Below are 20,316 nucleotides of genomic sequence, written 5' to 3' on the forward strand. Positions count from 1 at the left end.
GTGACGCGTGCGGCGCGGGTACGCCCCGTCGGGTCAGCCGGCCGCGTCGCGGGCACCGAGCGCGGCGTCGCCCGTGCGGCGCAGCACGTTGCGGGCCACCACCTGCTGCCACGTCGACGCGCGCTCCGCGCGACCCCGACCGACGAACGACACCGCCCAGTGCAGCAGCGTCGTGAGCCGGTTCTTGAACCCGACCAGGTAGACCAGGTGCACGCCGAGCCACAGCGCCCACGCGAGCACGCCCGCGGTGCGCACCGGGCCCACCTGCGCGACCGCGAAGAACCGCGACACCGTCGCCATGCTGCCCTTGTCGCGGTACACGAACCGCTGCCCGGTCGGCTCGCCGCGCACGCGAGCGGCGATCTGCCCGGCCGCGTGCTGCCCGCTCTGGATCGCGACTTGCGCGACGCCCGGCAGGTCCTCCAGGCTCATGAGGTCCCCGACGACGAAGACCTCGGGGTGGCCCGGCAGCGTGCAGTCCGGCGTGACGCGCACGCGCCCGGCGCGGTCCGTCTCGGCACCTGCCCGCTCGGCGAGCACGCGCCCGAGCGGAGCGCCCGCGACGCCCGCCGCCCACACCTTGCACACCGACGGGATCTCGCGGCGGCGCCCGTCGGCGTCCTCGACGGTCACCGACCGCGCATCGAGCTCGACGACCTTCCACCCCGTCCACAGCTCGACGCCCAGGCGGTCGAGCTCGCGCGCCGCGGCCGACGCGAGCCGCTGCGGGTACCCGGGCAGCACGTGCTCCACGGGGTCGACGAGGAGCACGCGTGCGCGGGCCGGGTCGGCGCGGCGGAACTGCCCCGGCAGCACGCGGTGCGCGAGCTCGGCGACCTGCCCGGCCATCTCGACGCCCGTCGGGCCCGCACCGACCACGACGAACGTCAGGAGCCGGTCGAGCGCGTCGCGGTCGTCCGTGAGCTCGGCGAGCTCGAACGCCCCGAGGACGCGCGCGCGGACCTCCATCGCGTCGTCGAGGCTCTTGAGGCCGGGTGCGTGCTCGGCGAACTCGTCGCGCCCGAAGTACGACTGCCCGGCGCCCGCCGCCACGACCAACGAGTCGTAGCGCGTGCGGACCTCGCCCAGCGGTGAGCGGTGCACGACCTCGCGCGCGTCGAGGTCGACGTCCTCGACCACGCCCAGCAGGACGCGTGCGTTGCGCTGGCGCCGCAGCACGTCGCGCGTCGCGGGTGCGATCTCGCCCGACGACAGGATCCCCGTCGCCACCTGGTAGAGCAGGGGCTGGAAGAGGTGGTGGTTGACGCCGCTGACCACCGTGACGCGCACGCCGGGCACGTCCGCGAGCGCGCGCGTCGCGAACAGGCCGCCGAACCCGGAGCCGACCACGACCACGTCGTGCGGGCGCTGCGTCGCTGTCATGGCGGCCTCCTGGTCGCGGTCGGGGGTCGTCCCTCGACGCTACGGGCGCGGTCCGTCGCGCGCGCGTCGATGGGCGGCGCCGACGCGTGCGGGCGCGGCGCGCCCGGTGGACCCGGCGCCCGCAGCGCGGTCGGCCGTGGCGCGTTCGGGTTGCTGATCGGGCGCGCGCGGGCGAGCGTGGGAGGGACGCCGACGAGAGGACCCGCATGACGGCCAGCACCCCCGACCCGGACCCCGACACCACGCCCGGCCTCGAGCCCGGCGGGTCGGTCGCCCCCGGGGACACGCCCCCGGGGGAGTCGTCGACCTCGGGTGCGTCGGACCGGCAGCCGCCGACCGGGTCGACCGGCGCGAACTGGGTGGCGTACGCCGTGATCGGCGTCGCGGCGGTGCTCGTGGGTCTGTTCTTCGTCGGGTACGTGGTGGGCCTCGCGGACTGACGCGACACGGTAGCGGGTCACGACGTGCGGGCTTGGCACGTGCGTCGACGGCGGTGGCCGGTGCGACGCCGGACAGGGTGCCCCGGGCGGTCCGGCGTCGGAGCGGGTCCTCCGGCGCGGGGAGTGTGTGGCGTTGCGGCTGTCAGGTGGCCGCAACGCCACACGGCATCGACGGTCGTCGGTGACAGCCGGGCTCGGTCACGCGCTCGGCAGGGCGCCAGGACGGCGAGCCGCCGGGCACGGCTGCGCGCGAGGGACCACCGTCCCGGGTACGCGACGTGGGCCCACCGTTAGCGTGACCCGATGACCGCACCGCCGACGTCCGTGACGGCGACCGTGCCGCGGACCCCGCGACGCCGCCGGCCGTCGCAGGGCTGGGTGCCGCGGCAGCACGGGGCGTGGGCGATGCTCGTGGTCCCGCCGGTGGTCGGCGCCACGATGGCCGGCTGGACCTGGCGGCACGCGCTGCTGATGGCGGCGTGGCTCGTCGGGTACCTCGCGTACCACGCCGCGGGGATCTGGCTCCGGTCGGGGCGCCGCGCACGGTACGTGCGCCCGGTCCTCGTCTACGGGGGTGCCGGTGTCGTGCTGCTGGCCGCGCTCGTGGCGTCGGCTCCGCGGCTGCTGCTGTGGTCGCCGGCGTTCGCGGTGCTGCTCGGCGTGAGCCTCGTGGCGTCGCTGCGGCGGGCCGACCGGTCGTGGTGGAACGACACCGTCACGATTCTCGCGGCGGCCCTGCTGACGCCCGTCGCCGCCGGGCTCAGCACGTCGGTGGTCGCACCCGGCCGGCTGTGGACCGCCACGGCGGTGCTCGCCGCGTACTTCCTGGGCACCGTCCCGTACGTGAAGTGCCTCATCCGCGACCGCGACGACCCGCGCGTGCGCCGCGTGTCCGTCGTGTACCACGTCGTGGTCGCGGTACTCGGGGCGCTCGTCGACCCCGTGCTCGGCGCGGTCGGCGCGCTGCTCGCGCTGCGTGCCGTCGTCGTGCCGTGGCGGTGGCCGCGGCTGCGTCCCGGCCCGATCGGCGCGGGCGAGGTCCTCGCGACCATGGTCGTCACGGTGGCGGTGCTGCTGCGGGTGTGACGTCGCCGGCCCGGGGAGGGACACGGAAGCCGAGCAGCATCGTGACGATCCCGACGAGCGCGGTGATCGACCCGGTCCGGACGGTCATCGGCCCCGGGCCCGGCCGCGTCCACGCGTCGACCAGCAGCGGGAGGAGGCCGCGGGTCGTGCCGCCACCGGACTCCGCGGCCGTCAGGGCGTCGACCGTGCCGCCACCGATCAGCAGGGCGAGTCCTGCGAGGGTGACGACGACGCCGATGGCCACGACGCGGTCCCCGCCGACGGACCGCGCCGCGACCCCGGCGAGCAGCGCGATGCCGCCGAGAAGCATCGCCGGGACGCCCAGGGCCAGAGCCACGACCGGCCACACCAGGTGGACGCCGGTCGCGACGAGCAGCGCGTCGCCCCACGGCGACTCGAAGCCGACCGTCGCCGCGACGACCCCCAGCAGACAGGCGTGGGCCAGGCCGAGCGCCAACGACCACCACACGGACGTGACGGTCGTGTCGTAGCAGCGGGCCCACCGCGGGCCCGACGTCAGGCGCCACGTGCCGACGAGCATCACGACGACGGCCACCGCCGTGACCACGGCCGAGACCAGCGAGCCGCTGTCGCCCGACGGCCCCAGGGTGCGAGCCGTGAGGGACATGACGAGCGCGGTGACGGGCGCCCACCAGGGCAGCGAGCGCCACGGGACGCCGGCGGCGCGTGAGGTGACCAGGGGGTCGACGTCTGGGGTCCTCTGATCTCCTCCGCGTGCCACGGCCGACACCGTAGTGACGCGGCGGTGCCCCGGGTGCGCGGTCGGTGGGCCACCCGGGCACGAGACGTGCGCTGCACGACGTGCGAGCCCCGGTGCGTCAGGTGCCGAGGATCTCCGCGAGGTCGAACCGCACGGGCTCGTCGAGCTGCGCGTACGTGCACGAGCGCGGGTCGCGGTCGGGACGCCACCGACGGAACTGCGCGGTGTGCCGGAACCGGTCGCCCTCCATGTGGTCGTAGGCGACCTCGACGACCAGCTCGGGGCGCAGCGGCACGAACGACAGGTCCTTGGTCGCGTTCCAGCGGCTCACGGCGCCCGGCAGGCGCTGCCCGGCGTGCGCCTGCTGGTCGGCCCAGCCGCCCCACGGGTGCTCGGCGAGGTCGACGTCGCGGTACGGCGCGAGGTCGTCGAGCAGCGTGGCGCGGCGGGCCATGGGGAACGACGCACTGACGCCGACGTGCTGCAGGTGCCCGTCGTCGGCCCACAGGCCCAGCAGCAACGACCCGACCACGTCGCCGGACTTGTGCCAGCGGAAGCCCGCGACCACGCAGTCCGCCGTGCGCTCGTGCTTGATCTTGAACATCGCGCGCTTGTCGGGCTGGTACGTGCCGTCGAGCGGCTTGGCGACGACGCCGTCGAGACCCGCGCCCTCGAACTGCTCGAACCAGCGCCGCGCCTCGGCGAGGTCACCGGTCGCGGGCGTCACGTGCACGGGCGGGTGGGCGTCGGCCAACGCCTCGACGAGCAGCGCGCGGCGCTCGGCGAACGGCCGGCTCGTGAGGTCGTCGTCACCGAGCGCGAGCAGGTCGAACGCGACGAACGACACCGGCGTCTGCTCGGACAGCAGCTTCACGCGGCTCGCCGCGGGGTGGATGCGCTGCTGCAGCGCGTCGAAGTCGAGCCGGTCGCCCGTCACCAGCACGATCTCGCCGTCGACCACGCAGCGCTCGGGGAGGTTCGCGCGCAGCGCCTCGACGAGCTCGGGGAAGTACCGCGTCATCGGCTTCTCGTTGCGGCTGCCGAGCTCGACGTCGTCGCCGTCGCGGAACACGATCGTGCGGAACCCGTCCCACTTCGGCTCGACGTGCCCCACGTCCGGGATCTCCTTGACGGACTTCGCGAGCATCGGCGCGACGGGCGGCATCACCGGCAGGTCCATCCGCCCATCGTGCGGCACGGCACCGACACGCGCACAGGAGACCGGCAGGTGCGTCCCAGCCTCCGCCCGGGTCGGAGCGGTGTCCTGGTGGCAGCAGGCGCCGCCGGGCGCCCCGAGGAGGACACCGTGGAGCAGCAGAGCACCCCGTCGCACGGCCAGGGCCGCCCCGTCGACCCCGTCGACCCTGTCAGTGGCGCGGCACCCGCCGCGTCGGCACCGGGCCCGACCGCCCCCGCCGGCCCGCCGCCGACCGCTCCCGCCGACCCGCCGCCGACCGTCGCACCCGCGGCGGCTGCGCCGGTGCCGCCCCCGGCGGCACCCGTCGCGCGCCCGCGCCGCACGGTCGGTGCGGGTGTCACCGCGCTGCTCGCTGGTGCGGCGCTCCTGGTCGGCCTCGTGACGGGCGGCGGCGGGGTCGCGCTGGTCGGGTTCCTCGCCGGCGGGCCCGGGCACCACGGGCCGGGCGGGTACCCCGGCGGCACCGAGCGTGAGCTCGGCGGGCAAGGCCCGGGGGAGCGCGGCGGCCCCGGGCGCGGCGACCTGCCCCGCGGGTTCGACGACGGCTCGTCGGGACCGCGCGGGATGGAGGGGGGCGCCTGACCGCTCCGCCTCACAGCACGGCCGGACCGCCCGCTCACCGCGTCGGGAATCACGGCGACGCGACCCGGGTTGTGACGTACGCTGGACCTCGTCGGACGCCCCCACCAGGGCGGACGGCGACTGCTTGACAACTGAACACACCCATGGGGGTGATCGGTTTCGACGGTGATCGTCGAGCCAGGTGAAGCGGGTCGAGGATGCACGGTTATCTCGTAAACGCTCCGTGCGACTCATAGGTGCCGATTCCAAGCGCACCGACTTCGCCCTCGCCGCCTGAGCGAGCCTCGAAGTCCGTCGGCCTAGACATGCTCTCGGTCTAGTTCCCGGCGTCATCTAGAGAGCCACTGCTGTCCGTCCTCGTCGGTGGGGCGGGCGGGACTCTTAGCCGACTGAGCCCGTCCACGTCTTGTCCGCGTGATCGTGGGGGCTGAGAAAATCTCCTGCGGACTGCACCCGGAGAAGCCCTGGTCCCACGTCATCGGACGCGGGTTCGATTCCCGCCACCTCCACCATGACGCTCTCGCTCACGTCCACACGCGAGCGATCAGCGGTTCGGACAGCAAGCAGACGAAGAGCCCGCCGGCGACGGCGGGCTCTTCGTGCGTCCGGGGCGCTGCGGCGACGGCGCGGGACCGGGACGTGATCGCGACCGCTCGCGTGGACGGGGGGTGACCGCCGTGCGGGACTGCGAGAGCACCAGCGCGTGCGGGGTACCCGAGCCCCGCTGGCACGATGGTCCGGTGGCACACGACGACGCGACGCTGATCATCCGGGACGTGCGGCCGTGGGGCGGTGACCCGTCCGACGTGGGCGTCGCGGGGGACCGCATCGTCTGGGTCCGGCCCACGCAGGACGGGGCGACGGCGGGCGTCGAGGTCGTCGACGGGCGTGGGCTGCTCGCGCTGCCCGGTCTGGTGAACACGCACGCGCACGCCGACAAGAGCTGGTGGGGTCTGCCGTGGCAGTCCTACGGCGGCGAGGGCGGCACGCAGGGGCGGATCGCGCACGAGCGCGCCCGTCGCGACGAGCTCGGCATCCCGAGCGCGCCCGTCGCCGAGCGCGTGCTGCGCGAGTACCTGCGCACCGGCACCACGCGGGTGCGGACGCACGTCGACGTCGACCTCGGGGTGGGGCTGCGCGGCATCGACGCGGTGCGCGAGGCGGCCGCCGCGCTGGACGGCGCGATCGAGCTGACCGTCGTGGCGTTCCCGCAGGACGGCGTGCTGCGCCGGCCGGGCGTGCTGGAGCTGCTGGAGCGGGCCGCCGCCGCGGGTGCGGAGCACGTGGGCGGCCTCGACCCGGCGCTGATCGACCGGGACCCGGTGGGGCAGCTCGACGGGCTGTTCCGGATCGCCGCGGAGCACGGGTGCGGGCTGGACATCCACCTGCACGAGCCCGGCGACCTGGGCGCGTTCGAGATCGAGCTGATCCTCGACCGCGTGGAGCGGGACGGGATCGCGCCCGGCAAGGTCAACGTCGCGCACGGGTTCGCGGTCGTCGACGTCGACCCCGTGCGGCGTCGCGACCTGCTCGACCGGATGGGCGCGCTCGGCGTCACGATGACGACGGTCGCGCCCGTGCGGATGCGGCAGCTCCCGCTGGCGGAGATGGACGCGGCCGGGGTGCGCTTCGGGTTCGGCACCGACGGCATCCGGGACCTGTGGAGCCCCTACGGCGACGGCGACCTGCTCGGCATCGCGTGGCAGTACGCCCGCGCGGGCGGCGTGGTGCGGGACGAGGACCTGCGCCGGGTCGTCGAGATCGCCACCCGCGACGGCGCGCCGTTCGTGACCGACGAGGTGCACGACCTGGTGCCCGGCGCGCGCGCGGACGTCGTGCTGCTCGACGCCGAGAACCCGATGGACGCGCTGGTTCGGCGCGTGCCGCGCGCCGCCGTGGTCGCCGGTGGCCGGGTCGTCGACCTGGACGCGCTCGCCGCGCGGCCGTGGGAGTGACGACCAGCCGGTCCGCGGTCAGGAGACCCGCCGTCGTCGACGTCCGGGCTGCGGGCGGCGAGGCTCACCCCCCGCGCTGCTCCCGTGGCGCCCCGGCGCGGGCGTGCTTCGTCGCGTACAGCGCGTCGTCGGCGCGTCGCAGCAGCCCCGGCACGGCGTCGTCGGCGCGCGCGACGGCGACGCCCGCGCTCCACGGCGCGGGAGAGACCGCGCGTGCGCGCTCCACCCAGGCGGTGGCCTGCGCCTCGTCGTAGCCGGGGAGTGCGAGGAGGAACTCGTCGCCGCCCGTGCGGCCGATGACGGCCGCGGACCCGTCGACCGTCGAGCGCCAGGTCGCCACGAGGGACGCGAGCACCTCGTCGCCCGCGTGGTGCCCCTGCGTGTCGTTGATGGCCTTGAAGTCGTCGACGTCCGCCGACACCACCGCCAGCGGCGCGCCGGTGCGCTGGGCGTCGCGCAGCAGCGCGCCGACGCGCTCGAACAGGGTGCGGCGCGTGAGCGCGCCCGTCAGGTCGTCGGTCGTCGCGTGGTGACGCAGCCAGTGCGTGACGTACCCGAGCAGCGACGTCGACGCGATCGTCACCACCGTGACCGCCACCCAGGACATGGGGTGGAACGTCGCGGGTGCGTCGGCCATCGCGACGGTGGTCACGACGAGCGCGAACCCGACCAGCGGCACGGCCTGGCGCGGGGGAAAGCTGAACGCCGCGAGCTGGGCCGCGGTGATGAGCCCGAGCGACACCGAGATCATGCCCTCGGCCGTCCGGCAGGACGCGACGAGCACGCCGAGGCCGACCATGCCCGCCGCGAGCATCGCGGGCTGCGTCCAGGGCCGGTCGGGCAGCAGCAGCGTCAGCGCCGACAGCACGCCGAGCAGTGCCCCGACCGCGAGCCAGGGCACGACGGACGCGTGCGGGTTGACCGACCAGCCGAGCGCGACCAGCACGATGACCGCCATGACGCCGAACGTCACGGCCAGCAGCCCGCGACCCCCGTGCAGCCGCGGCATCGACTCGTCGACCAGACCCATGCTCGGATTATCGACACCCGACGCCCCCGCTGTGACCGGGCCGGACGGGTGAGACCGCTCACGGCGCGGGTGGACGTGCACGGTCGGCACCGTGCCGGCGCGGGACGCGCAGAGGCCCGCACCGTCGGGTGCGGGCCTCTCGGGCGTCCGGGATCGTCGGCGGACGTCCGGACGCGGCGGCGGTCGTGCGGCGCCGGTCAGGCGGCGGGCCCGACGCGGACGAGCATCTTGCCGGTGTTCGCGCCACGCATCATGTCGAGGAACGCGTCGACGGTGTGCTCGATGCCGTCGACGACCGTCTCGTCGTACGCGATCTCTCCGGCGCCGAACCAGCCGGTCATGGCCTGCGTGAACTCGGGCGCGAGGTGCAGGTACCCGGCGAGCGTGAAGCCCTTGAGGGTGAGGGCGCGCGTGATGATGTTCGCGAGGTTGTCCGGCCCCGGCGCGCGGGTGGTCGTGTTGTAGCCGGAGATCGCACCGCACAGCGCGGCGCGGCCGCCGTCGTTGAACGCGTCGAGCGCGGCCTCGAGGTGGTCGCCGCCCACGTTGTCGAAGAACACGTCGATGCCGTCGGGCGCGGCGGCGGCGAGCTGGCCGCGCACGTCGCCGTCCTTGTAGTTGAACGCGGCGTCGTAGCCGAAGCGCGACGTGAGCGCCTCGACCTTCTCGGCGCTGCCGGCCGAGCCGATGACGCGGCCCGCGCCGAGCAGCTTCGCGATCTGGCCGACGCTCGACCCGACGGCCCCGGCCGCGCCGGAGACGAACACGGTGTCGCCCTCGCGCAGGCCGGCGATCGCGGTGAGCCCGACGTACGCGGTGAGGCCCGTCATGCCCAGGACGTGCAGGTGCACCGACAGCGGCACGCCGGGGATCTCGGCGACCGCGCGGAACGTGGCGGCGGGGGCCTGCACGGCGTCGCTCCAGCCGTGCTGGTGCAGCACGACGGTGCCGACGGGCAGGGACGCGTCGGCCGACTCGACGACGCGACCGATCGCACCGCCGGTGATGGTCTCGCCGAGCGCGTACGGCGCGACGTAGGAGCGGGTGTCGTTCATGCGGCCGCGCATGTACGGGTCGACCGAGACGAACTCGTTGCGGACGCGGACCTCGCCGTCCTGCAGCGCGTCGTGCGTGACCTGCACGGTGCGGAAGTCGTCGTGGGTCGGCCACCCGGACGGGCGGGCGACGAGCTGGACCTGGGTGCTGGTGAACATGCGTGTGCTCCGATGACGGGCCGGGGGTGCCGAGCGGGCGTGCGTGTCGGGGTGTGACGCCCGTGCGCGGGGGCGCGTCGGGTCGGGCGGTGCGCACGCCGGTGCCACCTTTATGGACTGATCGGTCCACTATATAGTGGACCGATCGGTCCGCAAGTCGCCGGGGTGTGTCCCGCCCCACGACCTCAGGCGCGCGTGAAGCCGTACAAGTCCCGCTGGGCCTCGTTGACGAACACGGCCCGCGTCGGGTCCGCGGGGGAGTCCGGGTGCGGCAGGCGCAGCGACCGGCCGTAGGCCTCGTCGACGAGCGCTGCCTCGACGCCCGCGGCGGTGACGCGCGTCAGCAGCGCGTCGAGGTCCGGGTGCTCGAACGCGAGCTCGGCGCGCACGACCGCGTCACGGTGCGCGGCGGTCAGGCCGCCTCCCGGCGCCTCCAGGTCGACCCAGCCGCCCGAGGTCGACGCGATCCGGCGGCGCAGGCCCAGGGCCGTGAGCACGCCGACGGCGGCGGGGACGTCGGGCGTGTACCAGAGCGGTTCGACGACGGGTGCGTCCGTTCGCGCGGCGCCGGCGTCCCCGATCGGCGTCGCCGCCGCGTCGGTCAGCGTGAGCGCCGTGCCGTCGGCGGCCGTCACGCGCCACGTCGTCGCGTCGACCGCCGTCAGCCGTGCGCCCGCGGCGGGCAGCGCCGCCGCGAGGTCGGTGACGTCGGACGCGGCGACGGCGAACCCCAGGCGCGTCCCGCACTCCTCGGACGCCGACGGTGGCCGCAGCGCCACCCGTCCGGAGCCGAGCAGCACCTCCGCCCGTCCGTCGGCGAGCAGCGCCGTCGCGCCGAGTGCGCGCAGCAGCGTGCACCACGCGTCGACGTGGTGCGTCACCTCGACCGGGCGGGCGATCACGACGCGTCCCCGTCTCGGGCGGGGGTGGCGTCGGGTCGGTCGAGGTAGCGCTCGAGCGCGCGGCGCACGAGGTCGGACAGCGACGCGTCCTCGTCGATCGCGCGGTGCTTGACGGCGCGCACGAGGTCGGGTGGCAGGTACACGTTGAACTGGACCTTCGCTGCTGCCGGCATGCGATCACGCTAGCAACCGACCGACCGTGGAGGCGCTATGTTGCTAGCATTCTTCCATGGCCCAGCCGACCCGCGCGCCCGGGCCCGAGCCGCGGCGCCACGGCGTCGCCGTCGGGATGCTCGCGGCGTCGCTGCTCGCGATCGAGCTGCTCGCGGGCATGCAGGGCTACGTGACGCAGACGGTGCTCCCGCTGCTCGCGGCGGAGCTCGACGGCACGCACCTCTACGGCCCGCTCGACGCCGCCGCGCAGGCGCCCATGTTCCTCGTGCTGCCCGCCGGCGCCTGGCTGCTCGCCCGGTTCCGCCTCGACCGGCTGCTGCTGACGTTCACGGGCGTCACGATCCTCGGTGCCGTGACCTGCGCGCTCGCACCGTCGATGGGCGTCGTCGTCGCCGGGACCGTGGTGCGGTCGCTCGCCTCGGGCGCCCTCGCGACGGTGAGCATGGGCGCGATCGTCCGTGGTCTCCCGGCGCGGCACCGGCAGCTCGTGCTCGCGGGCATGTCCGGCACCTGGGTGGTCTCGTCCCTGCTCGGGCCGCTGTACGCCGTCGCCGTGTCGCAGTCCCTCGGCTGGCGCTGGGCGATGGTGCTCCACCTCCCGCTGCTCGTGGCCGCGCGCGCCGTCGCCGCGCGCGCCGTCGCCGCGGGCTCCGTGCCGGGCGACCACGACGGCACGAGCGGCGAACGGGTCCCGTGGGGGTGGGCCGCGGTGCTCGCCGCCGGGTCCGCGGCGCTCGCGGCGCCCCTCGGCGCCTGGTCCGCGCTCGCGGTCCTCGTCGGAGCCGCGCTGATGCTCCGCGCCGTCGCCGCGCTGCTGCCCGCCGGCACGCTGCACGCCCGCGGCGGGCGACGAGCCGGCCTGTCGGCCCTCCTCGCGGTCGCCGCCGCCTACTTCGGCTCGACGCTCGTGCTGTCCGTCGTGGCGCACGACGCGCTCGGCCTCGCGCCGCACCAGTACGGCGTCGTCATCGCCGTGCCCGGCCTCACGTGGGCGGTCTGCGGGCTGTGGACCGGCACGCGCCCCGCCCTCGACGACCGCCGGTTCGCCGTCCGCAGCAGGAGCGCGGGGCTCAGCCTGCTCGGGGGCGTCCTCGTGGTCCTCACGACGACCGTCGTGGCCTCGGGCGCGACCGCGGCGACGGCCGGGCTCGTGCTCGGCGCCGCGCTGCTCGGCGGCGGCATGGGCTCGCTCTACCCCGACCTCCTCGGTCGCTGCCTGACCCGTCCCGACCCCGACGACGGCCTCACGGACGCGCACGCGGCGACCGCCGTCGTGCTCGCCGAGTCCGTCGGGCTCGCGCTCGCGAGCACCACCGCGTTCACGTGGCTCGGCTCCGGGCTCGGTCTCGTCGAGGACCCCCGGGCGCGCGCCACCGCGCTGTACGTCGCGCTCGTCGTCGTCGGGCTGCTGGCCGTGCGCCGGCTGGCCGCCGCCGCTCGCGCCTGAACCGTCGCGGGCCAGGCCGGGCCCACCGGCTTTCACCCGGTCCCCGCGCACCTCGGCGGGGCGTCCCGTCCCGATACGCGGCGTTCGTCCCCGAGCGGTCCCCATGAAGGGTGGGACGGGGCACGACGAACCCCCACGGACCACGTAGCGTGGCCACGACGCTGCTGGTGGGGGCTAGGAGGTCGGCAGTGGCCGAGCAACGCACGAAGGTTCTCGTGGTCGAGGACGACGCCGACACGGCGGGTTTCTTCCGCGCCGTGCTGGAGCGGCGCGGCGGCATGGACGTCACCGTGTGCGGGGACGCGGTGTCGGCGCTCGCCGAGGTCGCCCGCAGCACGCCGGACGTGATCCTCACCGACATCCAGATGCCCGGCATGAGCGGGCTCGAGCTGCTGGGAGAGCTGCGCGGCCAGGCGCCCGGCGTGCCCGTCGCCGTCATGACGGCGTTCGCGTCGGTCGACTACGCGGTCGAGGCGCTGCGTCGCGACGCCGACGAGTTCCTCGTCAAGCCCGTGACCGCCGCGCTGCTGCTCGAGAAGGTCACCGGGCTCGCCGCCGAGGCTCGCCGCCGTCGGGACGCCGCAGGCGCCCGGGACGTCGTGCTGGCCGTCGGCGCGCACCCGGACGACGTCGAGATCGGGGTCGGTGCCACGCTCGCGTCGCACCGCGCCGCGGGCGACACCGTCGTGATCCTCACGCTCTCGGGCGGTGCCGTCGGCGGTGACGCGGACGCCCGCCGCCACGAGGCGCTCGCCGCCGCCGGGGTCATCGGCGCCCGGCTGTACCTGCACGACTTCGAGGACACCCGCATGGACCCGGCGCAGGGCCTCATCACCGTCATCGAGGACACCGTGCGCGAGGTGCGCCCGACCGTGGTCTACACGCACTCCTCGCACGACCGGCACCAGGACCACCGGGCGGTGCACGAGGCCACGATGGTCGCGACGCGGCGCGTGCCCGCGCTCGCGTGCTTCCAGAGCCCGTCGTCGACGATCGACTACCGGCCCAGCCGGTTCGTGCCCGTCGACGGGTTCGTCGAGACCAAGCTCGAGATGCTCGCGGCGTTCGCGTCGCAGGCCCACCGCGACTACATGGCGCCCGACGTCGTCCGCGCCACGGCGCGCTACTGGTCACGCTTCGGCACCGGGACGTACGCCGAGCCGCTCGAGACCGTGCGTGCCGCCGCGATGCTGTCCGGGCTCGCGGCCACCACGTCCACGGCGGGGATCGCCGCCGCAGCGACGCTGCCCGAGGTGGCGGCAGGGGAGGGGACAGCATGACGCGCGTGCTCGTGACCGGGGCCGGTGGGCCCGCCGGCGTCGCCGTGATCCGCTCGCTGCTGCGCCGTGGCGACGTCGAGGTCCTCGCCGCCGACATGGACCGGTGGGCCAGCGGGCTCTACCTCGTCCCCGCCGACGCGCGCCGCCTCGTGCCCGCGGGGCGGGCCGACGAGTTCGTCGACACCGTGCGGCGCACGTGCGCCGACGACCGGGTGGACGTGCTGATCCCCACCGTCGACGTCGAGCTGCCGCGGCTGGCCGCCGTGCGCGACGAGCTCGCCGCCGCCGGGACGTCGCTGGCCGCGCCGTCGCTGCGCACGCTCGACACGTGCCTCGACAAGCTCGCGCTCGCGCACGCCTGCACCGGTGCCCTGCGCGTGCCCCGCACCGAGCTCCTCGGCACGCCGCAGGCGCTGTCCGGGTGGCAGTTCCCCGTGATCGTCAAGCCGCGCCGCGGCGCGGGATCCCGTGGTGTGCGGACCGTCGCCTCCGAGCGCGAGCTCGACGCCGTGCACGACGAGGACGACCTGCTGGTCCAGGAGCTCCTGCCCGGCCAGGAGTACTCCGTCGACGTGTTCGCCGACTCGACGGGTCACGTCGTCGCCGCCGTGCCGCGCGCGCGGCTGCGCGTCGACTCGGGTGTCGCGGTGGCGGGCGTGACGCTGCACGACGACGAGCTCGTCGCGACCGCGACCGCCGTGGCCCGCGCCGTCGGCCTGACCTCGGTCGCGAACGTGCAGCTCAAGCGCGACGCCGACGGCGTGCCCGCGCTGCTCGAGGTCAACCCGCGGTTCCCCGGGGCGATGCCGCTGACGATCGCGGCCGGCGTCGACATGCCGTCGCTGCTGCTCGACGACGTGCTCGGGCGCCCCGTCCCGCGCCACGTCGAGCACGCCGAGCTCGCCAACGTGCGCTACCTCGAGGACGTCTTCCTCCCCGTGGACGAGGTGCTGCCCGCCCCATGAGCGCGCCCCGCCTCGACGGCGACCACCACGTGCACTCGACGTTCTCGGACGACGCCCGCAGCACCCCGGCCGAGAACCTCGAGGCCGCGCGCCGCGTCGGCCTGCGCGAGATCCGCATGGTCGACCACGTCCGCGCGTCGTCGACGCACGTGCCCGCCATGCTCGCCGCGATCGCGGCGCTGCCGCCGGTCGACGGGCTGCGCGTGCTCACGGGCGTCGAGGCGAAGGTCCTCGACGTCGCCGGGACGGTCGACGCGCCGCCGGACGTGCTCGCCGCGCTCGGGACGCCGGGCGGCGCCGACCGCGTGCTGCTCGCCGACCACCAGGTCCCCGGCACGGACGGGCCGTGGAGCCCGTCGACGACCCTGCGGCTGCTCGACGAGGGCCGCGTCACGCGCGCCGACGTCGTCGAGCTCGTCGTCACCGGCACGCTGCGCGCCGTCGAGCGCACGGGGCGCGCGCAGCTCGCGCACCCGTTCTCGATCCTGCCGAAGGTCGGGATCGCCGAGGACGACGTGCCGGACGACCTGCTGGACGCGCTCGCGGACGTGCTCGTCGCGACCGGCACGCCCGTCGAGGTCAACGAGAAGTGGCGCTGCCCGGGGACCCGCGTCGTCGAGCGGTGGCGCGCCGCGGGCGTCGTGCTCGTCGCGTCGACCGACGCGCACCACGCGGACGACGTCGGCGTGTACCGCTGGCTGCGCGGCGCGCAGGGGACCGCGTGAGCTGGCCCGCGATCGGGCACGACGCGCTCGTCACGCTGCTGGTCGTGCTCGTCGTCGTCGGGATCGTCCCTGCGCTGGGCGGCATCTACCAGTACCTGCTCGTGCCCGTGCACGGCCTGCGCAACCACCTGCGGCACGCGGCCCCGCACCTGCCGCGCGTCGCCGTGGTGGTTCCCGCCTGGAACGAGGGCGCCGTGCTCGCGGCGTCGCTCGAGCGGCTCATGCGCCTGGAGTACCCGGCGGACCGGCTGCGCGTGTACGTGGTCGACGACGCGAGCACCGACGACACGCCCGACGTCGTGCGTGCCAAGGCCGCCGAGCACCCGGGGCGCATCCACCTGCTGCGGCGCGAGCAGGGCGGCCAGGGCAAGGCGCACACGCTCAACCACGGCATCGAGCACCTGCTGCGCGACGACTGGATGCAGGCGCTGCTCATCATGGACGCCGACGTCATCTACCGGCCCGACTCGCTGCGCCGCATGACCCGCCACCTCGCGGACCCGCAGGTGGGCGCCGTGACGGCGTACATCCGCGAGGGCAGCGGGCGGCCCGGTGCCGTCGCCCGGTTCATCGGGTACGAGTACGTCACCGCGCAGGCGTGCGCGCGCCGCGCGCAGAACGTCATGGGCGCCGTCGCGTGCCTCGCGGGCGGTGCGCAGCTGCACACGCGCGCCAACCTCGAGGCGATCGGCGGCCGCATCGACACCTCGACGCTCGCGGAGGACACGTTCTCGACGTTCCTCACGCAGCTCGACGGGCGCACGGTCGTGTTCGACGGCCAGGCCGTCGTGCTCGCCGAGGAGCCGGACTCGGTGCGCGCGCTGTGGAAGCAGCGCGTGCGGTGGGCGCGCGGCAACGTGCAGATCACGGCGCGGTTCCGCCGCACGTGGTTCCGGCCCGCGCGCGGGCACCGGCTGGGGCGGCTCGACTTCGGGCTCGTCTGGTTCTCGGTGTTCGCGCTGCCGTTCACGCTCGTCGCGGCGTCCACGGGGTTCATCGGCCTGTACTTCGTGTCGCCGGGCACCGCGCAGACGTTGTTCGGGCAGCTGTGGTGGTTCGGGCTCGGCACGTACCTGTTCATCACGATCACGACGCTGCTGGTCGACCTCGACACCGCGCGCCGCTCGTGGTTCGAGGGGCTGATGTTCCCGGGCGTGGGGGCGCTCGTGCTGATCGTCGCCTCCGCGACACCCGGGTTCTGGCTCGACACCGTGCCCGCGTGGCTGGGGATCACGCTGACGCCCGCGGGCGTCGAGGCGTGGACGTTGCTGCTGTACTCCTGGCCGGTGCTGTCGATGGTGCTCGCGCGGCTGATCCGCGACGTCGAGGGCACGCGGCTGCTGGGCTGGACGTCGCGGCCCCTGCTGTACCTCGTGGGTTACGGACCGCTGCTGTGCGCCATCACACTGGACGCGTACGTGCGGGAGTGGCGCGGAGCGGCGCAGACGTGGGACAAGACCGAGAAGACGGGCAGGGTCACGGCATGAACGCACACCGGCACGCCGACGGTCCGCAGGGGTGGGCCCGGCTCACCGACGACGACCTCGTCCACGAGATCGCGGCCAACCGTCGCGCCGAGCGCTGGTTCACGGTCGCCGGTGCGTGCGCCGCGCTGCTGACCGTCCTGGTCGTCCTGGTCGTCGCGGCCCTGCGATGAGCCCGCACCGCCGCGACGACGCGGACGCCGCCGCCCTGGCCGAGGTCGCTCCCGACGGGGACGACGTGAAGGGCGCAGGTGTGGGACCGGAGGAGCTGCGCTACCTCGGCGCCGTCGGCCGGTACCTCGGCTCGGGCGCCTCGGTGGTCGAGCGGCAGCTGCCGTTCGCGATCCTCATGACCCTCGCGCTGCTCGCGCTGCTCTCCCCGGGCATCGACGCGACCTCCGGTCCGGCCGTCGGGCTCGCCGCAGGCACGACGATCGCGTGCCTGGTGCTGGCGGCGTTCGTCCCGTGGGACCGCCTGCCGTCGTGGGCGCCCGAGGCGCTCGCGCTCCTGCAGTTCGTGGCCGTGGCGTCGCTGCGTCAGGGGTCCGGGGGCCTGACCTCGCCGTTCGCGGGCATGGTCCTGCTGCCGGCCCTCGCCCTCGCGGCGCGCGGCGGCATGGTCGGGGTCATGCTCGGCACGCTGGGTGCCGCCACGACGGTGCTGGTCGGGCTCGCGCTCAGCCCCACGACCCACCCGTCGCAGCCGGTCGTGGTGCGCAGCCTCTTCGTCGCCGCGATCGCCCTGATCATCGGTCTGGTCGTGCAGGAGGCGACGTCGCGGCTGCGGCAGCGCAACAAGGTCCTCGCGCGTCTGCAGGCCGAGCAGGCGGACACCCTGCGCCGCACGCAGGAGGCCGCGAGCGTGCTCGCGCGGTCCATCGAGCTGCGCCGCGCCGCGCACGAGCAGCTCGTGTCGGTGATCGACTCGGCGACCGAGCAGGCGATCATCGCGACCGACGCCGACGGTCGCGTCGAGGTGTTCAACGCCGGTGCGGAGCGGCTGCTCGGGTACGCGCAGGGCGAGGTGGTCGGCCGTCGGTTCCTCACGGAGTTCCACGTGCTCGACGAGCTGCTCGAGCGCGACCCGCAGGACGGCGCGCCCCCGGCGGCCTCCGACCACCCCACGCTGCTGCGGTCGGTGCTGGCGCCGCGCGCGGCGTCCGGCAAGGACGTGCGCGACTGGACGTACGTGCGCCGCGACGGCACGCACGTCACGGTGCACCCCGCGGTGACGCGCCGCACCGATCACGACGGCACGGTCGTGGGCTACGTGGTGGTCGCGACGGACGTGACGGCCGACCGTGAGGCGGCCCGCCTCAAGGACCAGTTCGTCGGCCTCGTGAGCCACGAGCTGCGGACCCCGCTGACGGCGGTGCTCGGGTACGTCGAGCTGCTGCTCGACGACGCGGACGAGCTGACGGCCGACCAGCGCGAGTACCTCCAGATCATCGACCGCAACGCGCGCCGCCAGCTGCGCCTGGTCAGCGACCTGCTGCTGACGGCGCAGATGGACGCCGGCACGTTCGCGATCTCGCCGCAGCCCGTGGACCTCGCGGCGGTCGCGCAAGCGGCGCTCGCGACGGCGGCGCCCGCCGCCGCGGCTGCCGGGATCACGCTCGAGGGCGACCTCGACCCGGCCCCCCTGGACGGCGACCCGCTGCGGCTCGGGCAGGCGGTCGACAACCTCGTCGCGAACGCGGTGAAGTTCACCGACCGCGGCGGCACGGTGCGTCTGGTGGTGCGCCCGCAGCCCGACGGCGGCGGCCGCCTCGCGGTGAGCGACACCGGCGTGGGCATCCCACCCGACGAGCTCGCGCACCTGACGGAGCGGTTCTACCGCGCGAGCACCGCGACACGTCGTGCCGTGCCCGGGGTCGGGCTGGGGCTCTCGATCACGCGTGCGGTCGTCGAGGCGCACGGCGGGCACGTGGGCGTCACCAGCGCGGTCGGGGAGGGCACGACGTTCACGGTGGCGCTGCCGGCCCGGCCGCCGGCCTGACCCGCTGCGCGGTGCGCACGGCGGACGCCCGCACCCGGGTGCCGCGCGGGCGGGGCAGAATGCTCCGGTGGCCGACGACGTCCTGACGACACCCCCGCCCGCCGACCGGCAGCCCGCAGGGGCGTCGTTCACGAACCCCGTGGTCTGGCAGGACTTCGCCGACGGCGACGTCATCCGCGTCGGCGACGTCTACTACTACTCGGCGTCGACCATGCACTACTCGCCCGGGGCGCCGATCCTGCGGTCGTACGACCTCGTGCACTGGGAACACGCGGGCCACTCGGTGCCGCGTCTCGACTTCGACGACGAGCGCTACGGCCTGGTCGGCGGGCACCGGTACGTCAAGGGCATCTGGGCGTCGACGCTCGGCTACCGCCCGAGCGACGCGACGTTCTACTGGTACGGGTGCGTCGAGCAGGACCGTACGTACCTGTTCACGGCGCCCGCGGTCGAGGGGCCGTGGACGCGCCGCGCGCGCCTCGAGACGCCGTACTACGACGCGGGGCTGCTCGTCGACGACGACGACACGCTGTACGTCGCGTACGGGAACATCACGATCAGCGTCGCGCAGCTCAGCGCCGACGGGACGCGCGAGGTCCGCTCGCAGGTGGTCCTCGAGACGCCCGCGAGCATCGGCGTGCTCGAGGGGGCGCGGTTCTACAAGGTCGACGGGACGTACTACGTCTGGCTCACGCGCCCGGCGAACGGGCAGTACGTGCTGCGCTCGGCGTCGCCGTGGGGGCCCTACGAGCTGCGCGAGGTGCTGCTCGACCTGCCGGGGCCGCTCGAGGGCGGCGGCGTGCCGCACCAGGGCGGGCTCGTGCGCACGCCCGCGGGGGACTGGTGGTACATGGCGTTCACCGACGCCTACCCGGGCGGCCGCATGCCGACGCTCGCGCCCGTGACGTGGGAGGACGGCTGGCCGGTGCTCGGCACGGTCGACGGCCGGTGGGGCACGACGTACCCGCGTCCCGCGCTCGGGCCCGGTCCCGAGGTCGCACCGCTCACGGGGGCGGACACGTTCCCCGGTCCGCGGCTCGCGCCGCGCTGGGAGTGGAACCACGACCCCGACGTCGAGCGGTTCACGGTGGACGACGGTCTGCACCTCACGACCGCGACGGTCACCGACGACCTGTACGCGGCGCGCAACACGCTCACGCACCGGCTGCAGGGCCCGACCTCGACCGTCACGGTCGAGCTGGACCTAGCGGGCACGCTGCCCGGCGACCGCACGGGGCTCGCGATGCTGCGCCAGACGTCCGCCTGGGTGGGCGTGCGGCACGAGGCGGACGGCTCACGCCGGGTCGTCATGACCGACGGCCTGACGATGGACGCGTCGTGGGACACCGTGAGCACCGGCACCGAGCGCGCGTCGGCGCCGCTGACGGGCACGCGCGTGTGGTTGCGCGTCGAGGCCGACGTGCGGCCCGGCGGTGCGGGGGCGGCCTTCGCGTGGAGCGCCGACGGCCGGACGTTCGCGCCGCTAGGCCCGGCGTTCGCGCTGGACGCCGACTGGCGGTTCTTCATGGGGTACCGCGTCGGGATCGTCCACCACGCGACCGTCGCGCTCGGCGGGACCGCGACGGTGCGGCGGTTCGAGCTCGCGACGCCGTGAGCCGCGTCCGTGCCGTGAGCCCGCACGCGAGGTGAAACGCTTCGACACCGCGTGAGGTCTTGTCGGCGGCGGCGCGCCGTGGGCAGCATGACGCCATCCCGCCGTGCACGACACCG

At 75.2% G+C, this 20,316-nt stretch carries 19 protein-coding genes and 1 other RNA gene; 13 read left to right on the forward strand and 7 right to left on the reverse strand.

Annotation, left to right across the window (positions count from 1 at the left end; translation table 11 throughout):
- Positions 1-33: 33 nt before the first annotated feature.
- A complete protein-coding gene (locus tag ATM99_RS10665; RefSeq protein ID WP_062102902.1) occupies positions 34-1,383 on the reverse strand; it encodes an NAD(P)/FAD-dependent oxidoreductase in 1,350 nt (449 codons plus the stop codon).
- Positions 1,384-1,589: 206 nt separating this feature from the next.
- Between ATM99_RS10665 and ATM99_RS10670 the strand changes: the two genes are divergently transcribed.
- On the forward strand, positions 1,590-1,823 hold the full coding sequence (locus ATM99_RS10670; RefSeq protein WP_062102903.1) for a DUF6480 family protein: 234 nt from the start codon (positions 1,590-1,592) through the stop codon (positions 1,821-1,823).
- Between the two features lie 303 nt (positions 1,824-2,126).
- A complete protein-coding gene (locus ATM99_RS10675; protein WP_082659590.1) occupies positions 2,127-2,909 on the forward strand; it encodes a YwiC-like family protein in 783 nt (260 codons plus the stop codon).
- Here the strand turns inward: ATM99_RS10675 and ATM99_RS10680 are convergent.
- Both ATM99_RS10680 and ATM99_RS10685 read right to left on the reverse strand, forming a co-directional pair.
- The gene (locus ATM99_RS10680) at positions 2,881-3,651 is read right to left on the reverse strand and encodes a hypothetical protein (RefSeq protein ID WP_150118247.1); all 771 of its coding nucleotides are present in this window, start codon (positions 3,649-3,651) and stop codon (positions 2,881-2,883) included. The genes ATM99_RS10675 and ATM99_RS10680 overlap by 29 nt on opposite strands.
- 97 nt (positions 3,652-3,748) lie before the next feature.
- Entirely contained in the window at positions 3,749-4,810 is a 1,062-nt protein-coding gene (locus tag ATM99_RS10685) for an ATP-dependent DNA ligase (RefSeq protein WP_062102905.1), read from the reverse strand.
- Between the two features lie 126 nt (positions 4,811-4,936).
- On the opposite strand from ATM99_RS10685, the gene ATM99_RS10690 reads away from it, so the two are divergent.
- From ATM99_RS10690 to ATM99_RS10700, 3 genes are all read left to right on the forward strand, one after another.
- Complete coding sequence (locus ATM99_RS10690; protein WP_062102906.1) at positions 4,937-5,410, forward strand: hypothetical protein; 474 nt, start codon at positions 4,937-4,939, stop codon at positions 5,408-5,410.
- A 145-nt stretch (positions 5,411-5,555) separates the two neighbouring features.
- Positions 5,556-5,922: a transfer-messenger RNA gene (gene ssrA / locus ATM99_RS10695) on the forward strand.
- Between the two features lie 228 nt (positions 5,923-6,150).
- Positions 6,151-7,365, forward strand: coding sequence for an amidohydrolase family protein (locus ATM99_RS10700; RefSeq protein ID WP_062102907.1), 1,215 nt, complete (start codon positions 6,151-6,153; stop codon positions 7,363-7,365).
- 64 nt (positions 7,366-7,429) lie between these two features.
- Here the strand turns inward: ATM99_RS10700 and ATM99_RS10705 are convergent, their stop codons facing one another.
- The 4 genes from ATM99_RS10705 to ATM99_RS18625 form a co-directional block, all read right to left on the reverse strand.
- The gene (locus ATM99_RS10705; protein ID WP_062102908.1) at positions 7,430-8,395 is read right to left on the reverse strand and encodes a GGDEF domain-containing protein; all 966 of its coding nucleotides are present in this window, start codon (positions 8,393-8,395) and stop codon (positions 7,430-7,432) included.
- Positions 8,396-8,592: 197 nt separating this feature from the next.
- Entirely contained in the window at positions 8,593-9,609 is a 1,017-nt protein-coding gene (locus tag ATM99_RS10710) for an NADP-dependent oxidoreductase (RefSeq protein ID WP_062102909.1), read from the reverse strand.
- Positions 9,610-9,794: 185 nt separating this feature from the next.
- Positions 9,795-10,511 carry a hypothetical protein gene (locus ATM99_RS10715; protein ID WP_062102910.1) on the reverse strand — a complete coding sequence of 239 codons (717 nt, stop codon included), beginning with the start codon at positions 10,509-10,511 and terminating at the stop codon, positions 9,795-9,797.
- Positions 10,508-10,684 carry a CopG family transcriptional regulator gene (locus ATM99_RS18625; protein ID WP_082659592.1) on the reverse strand — a complete coding sequence of 59 codons (177 nt, stop codon included), beginning with the start codon at positions 10,682-10,684 and terminating at the stop codon, positions 10,508-10,510. The genes ATM99_RS10715 and ATM99_RS18625 overlap by 4 nt, the downstream gene beginning before the upstream one ends.
- Positions 10,685-10,740: 56 nt before the next feature.
- Here ATM99_RS18625 and ATM99_RS10720 point away from each other — a divergent pair, with 56 nt between their 5' ends.
- The 8 genes from ATM99_RS10720 to ATM99_RS10750 all read left to right on the forward strand — a co-directional run bounded on the left by ATM99_RS10720 (position 10,741) and on the right by ATM99_RS10750 (position 20,200).
- Positions 10,741-12,132 carry an MFS transporter gene (locus tag ATM99_RS10720; protein WP_062102911.1) on the forward strand — a complete coding sequence of 464 codons (1,392 nt, stop codon included), beginning with the start codon at positions 10,741-10,743 and terminating at the stop codon, positions 12,130-12,132.
- A 188-nt stretch (positions 12,133-12,320) separates the two neighbouring features.
- Positions 12,321-13,412: a response regulator gene (locus ATM99_RS10725; protein WP_062102912.1), complete on the forward strand. Its 1,092-nt coding sequence runs from the start codon at positions 12,321-12,323 to the stop codon at positions 13,410-13,412.
- The gene (locus tag ATM99_RS10730; RefSeq protein ID WP_062102913.1) at positions 13,409-14,377 is read left to right on the forward strand and encodes an ATP-grasp domain-containing protein; all 969 of its coding nucleotides are present in this window, start codon (positions 13,409-13,411) and stop codon (positions 14,375-14,377) included. Before ATM99_RS10725 ends, ATM99_RS10730 begins: the two co-directional genes overlap by 4 nt.
- Positions 14,374-15,102 carry a PHP domain-containing protein gene (locus ATM99_RS10735; RefSeq protein ID WP_062102914.1) on the forward strand — a complete coding sequence of 243 codons (729 nt, stop codon included), beginning with the start codon at positions 14,374-14,376 and terminating at the stop codon, positions 15,100-15,102. Before ATM99_RS10730 ends, ATM99_RS10735 begins: the two co-directional genes overlap by 4 nt.
- A complete protein-coding gene (locus ATM99_RS10740) occupies positions 15,099-16,589 on the forward strand; it encodes a glycosyltransferase family 2 protein (RefSeq protein ID WP_082659594.1) in 1,491 nt (496 codons plus the stop codon). The genes ATM99_RS10735 and ATM99_RS10740 overlap by 4 nt, the downstream gene beginning before the upstream one ends.
- The gene (locus ATM99_RS19325; protein ID WP_190278817.1) at positions 16,586-16,759 is read left to right on the forward strand and encodes a hypothetical protein; all 174 of its coding nucleotides are present in this window, start codon (positions 16,586-16,588) and stop codon (positions 16,757-16,759) included. The genes ATM99_RS10740 and ATM99_RS19325 overlap by 4 nt, the downstream gene beginning before the upstream one ends.
- On the forward strand, positions 16,756-18,585 hold the full coding sequence (locus ATM99_RS10745) for a cell wall metabolism sensor histidine kinase WalK (RefSeq protein ID WP_082659596.1): 1,830 nt from the start codon (positions 16,756-16,758) through the stop codon (positions 18,583-18,585). Before ATM99_RS19325 ends, ATM99_RS10745 begins: the two co-directional genes overlap by 4 nt.
- Before the next feature lie 67 nt (positions 18,586-18,652).
- Positions 18,653-20,200, forward strand: coding sequence for a glycoside hydrolase 43 family protein (locus ATM99_RS10750; RefSeq protein WP_223304992.1), 1,548 nt, complete (start codon positions 18,653-18,655; stop codon positions 20,198-20,200).
- Positions 20,201-20,316 lie beyond the last annotated feature (116 nt).

This window comes from Cellulomonas sp. B6 (genome assembly GCF_001462455.1).
Lineage (GTDB): Bacteria > Actinomycetota > Actinomycetes > Actinomycetales > Cellulomonadaceae > Cellulomonas.

Excerpts from the sequence above, each read along its gene's own strand:
- ATM99_RS10745 (WP_082659596.1), top strand. The coding sequence starts at position 16,756 with ATGAGCCCGCACCGCCGCGACGACGCGGACGCCGCCGCCCTGGCCGAG.
- ATM99_RS10735 (WP_062102914.1), top strand. The coding sequence starts at position 14,374 with ATGAGCGCGCCCCGCCTCGACGGCGACCACCACGTGCACTCGACGTTC.
- ATM99_RS10675 (WP_082659590.1), top strand. The coding sequence starts at position 2,127 with ATGACCGCACCGCCGACGTCCGTGACGGCGACCGTGCCGCGGACCCCG.
- ATM99_RS10720 (WP_062102911.1), top strand. The coding sequence starts at position 10,741 with ATGGCCCAGCCGACCCGCGCGCCCGGGCCCGAGCCGCGGCGCCACGGC.
- ATM99_RS19325 (WP_190278817.1), top strand. The coding sequence starts at position 16,586 with ATGAACGCACACCGGCACGCCGACGGTCCGCAGGGGTGGGCCCGGCTC.
- ATM99_RS10730 (WP_062102913.1), top strand. The coding sequence starts at position 13,409 with ATGACGCGCGTGCTCGTGACCGGGGCCGGTGGGCCCGCCGGCGTCGCC.
- ATM99_RS10710 (WP_062102909.1), bottom strand. The coding sequence starts at position 9,609 with ATGTTCACCAGCACCCAGGTCCAGCTCGTCGCCCGCCCGTCCGGGTGG.
- ATM99_RS10705 (WP_062102908.1), bottom strand. The coding sequence starts at position 8,395 with ATGGGTCTGGTCGACGAGTCGATGCCGCGGCTGCACGGGGGTCGCGGG.
- ATM99_RS10685 (WP_062102905.1), bottom strand. The coding sequence starts at position 4,810 with ATGGACCTGCCGGTGATGCCGCCCGTCGCGCCGATGCTCGCGAAGTCC.
- ATM99_RS10665 (WP_062102902.1), bottom strand. The coding sequence starts at position 1,383 with ATGACAGCGACGCAGCGCCCGCACGACGTGGTCGTGGTCGGCTCCGGG.
- ATM99_RS10670 (WP_062102903.1), top strand. The coding sequence starts at position 1,590 with ATGACGGCCAGCACCCCCGACCCGGACCCCGACACCACGCCCGGCCTC.
- ATM99_RS18625 (WP_082659592.1), bottom strand. The coding sequence starts at position 10,684 with ATGCCGGCAGCAGCGAAGGTCCAGTTCAACGTGTACCTGCCACCCGAC.